Source organism: Spirulina sp. CS-785/01, assembly GCF_028330525.1.
Lineage (GTDB): Bacteria > Cyanobacteriota > Cyanobacteriia > Cyanobacteriales > Spirulinaceae > JAQMSD01.
This window is the reverse complement of the sequence record NZ_JAQMSD010000160.1, coordinates 1-6014: the sequence shown is the minus strand read 5'-3', so window position 1 is coordinate 6014 and position 6014 is coordinate 1. Positions and strand designations below refer to the sequence as shown.

Genomic DNA, 6014 nt, shown 5'->3' with positions numbered 1-6014 from the left:
GTTTGGAGTCGCCCTCACCCCCCAACCCCCTCTCCCAACCTTGGGAGAGGGGGAGAAAATGTCTCTCACAAGTGTCTGAAACAACGGTGTCTCGTTCTACAATTTCTCACCTTGACAGGGCTGGGTGGGCATTGCCCACCTTACAAATAGTCCAGTAGGGTGCGTCAGACGGGATCACTTTTACTATTAAACCATTCACTTATTTACTGACGCACCATCCCCAGAAAACGGTGCGTCAGGAGTTATTTGTCTTGGGTGCAATTCTCTTACTTTTGGTCTGACGCACCCTACGAATGACTCGATTTTTGAATGATTGAAACGTTGGTTGTATGACATTTAAAATTAGCAAAAAAACTCTCAAAACAGATTTACAGTTTTATGACTCTTCTGGTGTTCCTTTTACCCTTGCCAGTCCGACTTTAATTTTGAAGAAAATTGAAAATTCTTTAGCCTATTGTTCTCTTGAGTTTTTTACTAATCTAAAAACGTATCAAAATATTGAGAGTAAAGCCCTATTTAACCTGAATCCTGAATTGAGAGGCCAGTTTATTGGCCAGTCATTTTTCACCCATCCTTTAATTAAAATTGAATTACACCTTAATCCTTTTTTAGTGTCTCAATTAGAACCTTATGCCAGTCATATTCAAAAGGTAGCCGAATATTTAAAAAGTTTAGCGTTACAAGAGAAAAAAAATATTTTAGTTTTGACACAGAGTTGGTTTGCTACATCCGTTCAACAAAAACAAAAACAAAATATTGCAGGATATCACACTTTTTGGAAATGTGTGCAGTTAGGAGAAGCAACGAAAAATTTTACAGTAGAAGACTTTTTAAATGGTATCTTAGAGTTTTTACAAGAAACTACCGATTTTAATTTTGCTGAGTTAGAAGACGATATCGCAGAAGGGTTAGAATTTTATAAAAAATTGAGTCAACTTCAAACCCCTAACTCTAATCAAGAATTACAGACTTTTCTCGAAGATTTAAGGCAAAAATTAATAATCAACAATGATCTATCAGAAGAAGAAGATACGAGTTTAATTGATTGGTCTTCTTTATTTAAGCAATTGACTGTCTCGGAACGTTCTAGTCAAGAGTCAAATGTCTCTGAAGATTGGCAATCTTTATCTCAAGAATTTACGAATAAATTATTAAATCCTGATGAAAATCAGTTATTGCAAACGGTTAAACAATTTTTTAGTCAAGAAAATTGGCCGATTTATCAAATTAGCGATTCTCCTAGTTTTTATGTAAAAGTTAGAGGGACAAACGAAGAGTGGTATTGTTTAGCTCAAATTAATGAACCTTACGAGCAATTTATTTTTTATTCCTATTGTCCTTGGTTAGTTCCAGAGAACAAAAAATTAGGGGTAGCTGAGTTCTTAGCCAAAACTAATCTAGAGCTAATTGTCGGCAATTTTGAGTTAAATTATGAAAGTGGAGAAATTCGTTATAAAACCAGTATTGATGTAGAAGGGAGTCGTTTAGTTCCTTCTATGGTCAAACAATTGATCTCGATTAACATTGGTATGATGGATGCTTATTTACCTGTAATTAGACAAGCAATTCAAACCGAATTAACTCCCCTCCAAAGAATTCAATTCATCAAAAATCAATCATAAAATTTTACTGTAATTACTTATTTATGGATAAGCAAGCGATTCAAGCAATTCTCAATTCAGAAAAATGTAATCTATTCGATAATTCTGCGATCGCATCTCACGCATCCCAACCCCTAGAGATGTCCATGATTGATGCTGTCATTCATTATTTTACAATTCAGGGATGGGATTATGCACAGGAAGAGAGCAATTTACTGCATAGTACCTTTCAGGTGCAGGAGTATCAATGGGACTGCTATATTCAATCCTTTGAAGCACAAAAGCAACTCCTTATCTACTCAATTGTACCCGCGATCGCGCCGCAATATAAACGGGCTGCAATTTTAGAATTAACCACAAGAATTAACTATGATCTCGTAATTGGCAGTTTTGATGTAGAGTTGCAGAGTGGCTATATTTCTTATAAAACGAGCCTTGATATTACAGAAAGTTATCTCGATTTAGCCTTACTCAAAAACCTATTTCAAGCAAATCTGGAAACCGTAGTTTATTATTTACCCGCTTTTCAGGGAGTGATTCAAGACGATCTCTCACCTCTCGAAGCGCGATTGCCCTCGGAAGACGCTTCGGGATTCTCCTGTAGAGATGCTGGGTGATCCCATGATAAAAAGCGTTAATCTCAAAAATCACCCATTCCCCATTAACAAGTCTTTCAAGTAATCAATTAAACTGGTTCCACCGTAAATTGCGGCCAGGATGACGGAGACCATTAAAATGAGGATTAAGACAGAGGTGAGAAGGCCACCTAAACTGATTACACCGTCGTCTTCTACTAATCCTAACCCGGTGATGAAAATGCTTAATGCGGGAAGGGTGTTTGTTCCGGGGATGGGGATCATCATGGAAATGGACATGAGCGCGATCGCCGTTCCCAAGACCAGGCGGCCCGGTATTGTGGTACAAACCCAGGTGAGTCTCGGTTTCGCTACACCCTCAAACCGCTTTAACCAAGGAGTCCCCCGTTGGACAAATTTTTGGGCTGTTTCCCACTTAACTCCCCGGTTGGCCAGTTGGGGAAACAAGAGGGGACTCTTTACCCCCACCATGAACTGTACTGTTAACACAAAAATGACAATGCCAAAGGGGATAGAATAGCCAGGGGCCGGGACCGGTAACGCGGAAGGGAGGGATAACACCACAAATAAGACTCCAAACCCCCGTTCCCCCGCTAACGCCAGAAAATCCGCCAATCGGACCTTGGGCTGAGAATGGTCTTCTGCAAACAAATAGCGATTTAATTCAATCGACAGTTTAGCCATGCGATCGCAAAATAAATAAACCAACATTACTCAATTATCAGGGATTGCGGGCCTCCCGTTTCCCCAATTCCCCGATCTCCGGCATAATTGAGAGAGGCAAGTCGAACACGACACAAGGCAACTTTTTACCAAGGATGACTAAGAAGCGCGTTCTTTCTGGCGTACAACCTACAGGCAATCTTCATTTGGGGAACTATCTCGGTGCAATTCGCAACTGGGTGGAAGTGCAACAGGAGTATGAGAATTACTTCTGTGTGGTCGATCTCCACGCCATCACCGTCCCTCACAACCCCAAAACCCTAGCAGACGATACTTACACCCTCGCAGCCCTTTATCTCGCCTGTGGGATTGATCTCAACTATTCTACCCTCTTTATTCAATCCCACATTTCCGCCCATAGTGAACTAGCTTGGTTACTCAACTGTATTACCCCCCTCAACTGGTTGGAACGGATGATTCAGTTTAAAGAAAAAGCCAGCAAACAGGGGGAAAACGTCAGTGTCGGGTTACTAGACTATCCGGTGTTAATGGCCGCCGATATTTTACTCTACGATGCGGACTTAGTTCCCGTGGGGGAAGACCAGAAACAACATATTGAGTTAACTCGTGATCTGGTGACTCGTATTAATGACCAGTATGGGACGAAAAAAGAACCGATTTTGAAATATCCTGAACCCCTCATTCGTAAAGAAGGGGCCCGGGTGATGAGTTTAACCGACGGGACCAAGAAAATGTCCAAGTCCGATCCCTCGGAAATGAGTCGCATTAACCTACTTGATCCCCCGGATGAGATTGCCAAAAAGATCAAACGCTGTAAAACTGATCCTATCAAGGGTTTAGAATTTGATAACCCAGACCGGCCCGAATGTCACAACCTACTCACCCTTTATTTGCTGTTGTCGGGCAAAACTAAAGCGGAGGTTCAACAAGAAACCTGTGAGATGGGATGGGGGCAGTTTAAACCGTTGTTGGCCGATAGCGCGATCGCAGCCTTAGAGCCAATCCAGGCCAAATATCATGATATTATGAGCGATCGGGATTATCTGGACTCGGTTTTACGAGAAGGCCGAGAAAAGGCCGAAGTAAGCGCCCATGAGATTTTAGGGCGGGTGAAAAAAGCCCTAGGTTACTCCACACCGCTTTAAGGAAAGGGTAACGCTGTTCACTAGGGGTCTGTCACCAAAAAAAAGCTATAAATGGCTAGGGGTGGGTTGTCAGCAAGATTAGACCTAAACGGTCTATAGGGCGAAACCCCCCCTTTTTTACACTGAAATAACAACTTAATACCTCATCAAAACCTATGACTCGTTTTCGTCAAGCTGTACAAAATAAAGAATTTCTCATTACTGCCGAAGTGATGCCTCCCAAAGGGGGAAGTCCGCAACGGATGTTAGAACACGCGAGTAGTCTTAAAGGCCGGGTTCATGCGGTGAATGTCACCGATGGGAGTCGGGCGGTGTTGCGGATGTCCTCTCTGGCCGCTTCTACGATTTTATTACAAGAAGGGATTGAACCGATCTGTCAAGTGGCTTGCCGCGATCGTAACCTCATCGGGTTACAAGGAGACCTCATGGGGGCCAACGCCCTCGGCATCCATAATATCTTAGCCCTCACAGGAGACCCCGTAAAAGCCGGCGACCACCCCAAAGCCAAAAGCGTCTTTGACCTCGAATCCGTCCGTTTACTCAAAGTCATTGATAAACTGAATCAAGGCATAGACTACAACGACAAAAAACTCCCCAATCAAAAATTAGACCTCTTTCCAGGGGCCGCCGTTGACCCCCAACTCAAGAGTTTCTCCGGAATGCAACGACGGTTTGAACGGAAATTAGAAGCCGGGGCGCAATTTTTCCAAAGTCAATTAATCAGCGACTTTGAACGGTTAGATAAATTTATGACCCAAGTGGCCTCCATCGCCGATAAACCTATCTTAGCCGGAATTTTCCTGTTAAAATCCGCCAAAAACGCCAACTTCATCAATAAATACGTCCCTGGGGTTCACATCGAAGACGAAACCATCCAACGTCTCGCCAATGCCGAAGACCAACTCTTAGAAGGGATGAAAATTGCAGCAGAACAAGTCCGTCTGGCCAAAGATTTATGTGATGGGGTTCACATGATGGCGGTTCGTCGGGAGGATTTAATTCCGCAAATCCTAGATTTAGCCGGAATTCCGCCAATTCAATGACCTCCCTAACCCGTTTTAACGGGTTTTTGCTTTGAGCCTTGGGTTTTAACCCAAGGTTCAGGTCAACACTGTTCATCGGTTTACTGTCAACATCCATCAACATCACAAGCTAAATTAAAATATTAATCAATATTACAATTACTTGACTTTTGACAAAATCTGTACAATAAACTTAGGTTTTAATCCAAGGTGCAGCAAGTTTCAGTAAAATCCAAATGTATCGTACATAGTAAATCAATGGCTCTCGAAATTTTAGCAGAACCTGCCCCCTTAGCCATAAACGCCGACGGTGTAGTTCGCGTTGGCGGCACGCGAGTGACCTTAGATACTGTTGTTTCTGTCTTTAAACAAGGAGCAACCGCAGAAGAAATTGTCTATCGCTATCCTTCCCTTAAATTAGGCGATGTTTACGCATCCATTGCCTTTTATTTGCATCATCAACAAGACGTTGAGGAATATCTCCAACAACGTGAGCAACAAGCCCAAAAAATTCGCCAGAGAAACCAAGCTCAGTTTGATGCCCAAGGGTTACGGGACCGTTTACTCGCCCGCAAGGTGGAACGAACAGAATGATCAAACTGTTCGCTGACGAAAACCTAGATAATACCATTATTAGGGGATTACTTCGTCAGTATCCTAATGTTGATATTGTTCGAGTCCAAGATATTGGACTATCTGGAGAAGATGACCCGACAATATTAGCGTGGGCGGCTCAAGAGGAGCGCGTTTTATTGACCCATGATGTGGCAACAATTACAGGTTTTGCTTATGAACGACTCACGAATAATCTGTCCATGCCAGGAGTAATTCAATGACCCCCACCTACTTCGTGAGGTGGGGGAGTGGGGAGAGATAACCTTCCCGTAGCTGCGAATAGCTCTCCAGGGGTATTGCGGATTAACACTACTGGTCGTTTCTCTAGACCGGATTAGCTGTAAGGGGGCG

General features: G+C 42.8%; 6 protein-coding genes and 1 pseudogene. 6 read left to right on the top strand and 1 reads right to left on the bottom strand.

The window, feature by feature from the left end; translation table 11 throughout:
* Positions 1–329: 329 nt before the first annotated feature.
* Together PN462_RS10750 and PN462_RS10745 are read left to right on the top strand one after the other, a co-directional pair.
* Positions 330–1622 (top strand): YbjN domain-containing protein, encoded by a 1293-nt coding sequence (locus PN462_RS10750; RefSeq protein ID WP_272128190.1) that lies wholly within the window; start codon positions 330–332, stop codon positions 1620–1622.
* 23 nt (positions 1623–1645) lie between these two features.
* Positions 1646–2218: a YbjN domain-containing protein gene (locus PN462_RS10745; protein ID WP_272128189.1), complete on the top strand. Its 573-nt coding sequence runs from the start codon at positions 1646–1648 to the stop codon at positions 2216–2218.
* 30 nt (positions 2219–2248) lie between these two features.
* Here PN462_RS10745 and PN462_RS10740 read toward each other — a convergent pair whose 3' ends face one another.
* Entirely contained in the window at positions 2249–2881 is a 633-nt protein-coding gene (locus PN462_RS10740; protein ID WP_443029142.1) for an exopolysaccharide biosynthesis protein, read from the bottom strand.
* Positions 2882–3015: 134 nt separating this feature from the next.
* Here PN462_RS10740 and trpS point away from each other — a divergent pair, with 134 nt between their 5' ends.
* The 4 genes and pseudogenes from trpS to PN462_RS10720 form a co-directional block, all read left to right on the top strand.
* The gene (trpS, locus tag PN462_RS10735) at positions 3016–4026 is read left to right on the top strand and encodes a tryptophan--tRNA ligase (RefSeq protein WP_272128187.1); all 1011 of its coding nucleotides are present in this window, start codon (positions 3016–3018) and stop codon (positions 4024–4026) included.
* Positions 4027–4181: 155 nt separating this feature from the next.
* Positions 4182–5069 (top strand): methylenetetrahydrofolate reductase, encoded by an 888-nt coding sequence (locus PN462_RS10730; protein WP_272128186.1) that lies wholly within the window; start codon positions 4182–4184, stop codon positions 5067–5069.
* A gap of 237 nt (positions 5070–5306) precedes the next feature.
* Positions 5307–5642: a DUF433 domain-containing protein gene (locus PN462_RS10725; RefSeq protein ID WP_272128185.1), complete on the top strand. Its 336-nt coding sequence runs from the start codon at positions 5307–5309 to the stop codon at positions 5640–5642.
* Positions 5639–5881, top strand: a pseudogene (locus tag PN462_RS10720) (DUF5615 family PIN-like protein); the annotation flags it as partial. The gene PN462_RS10725 and the pseudogene PN462_RS10720, both read left to right, overlap by 4 nt.
* Positions 5882–6014 lie beyond the last annotated feature (133 nt).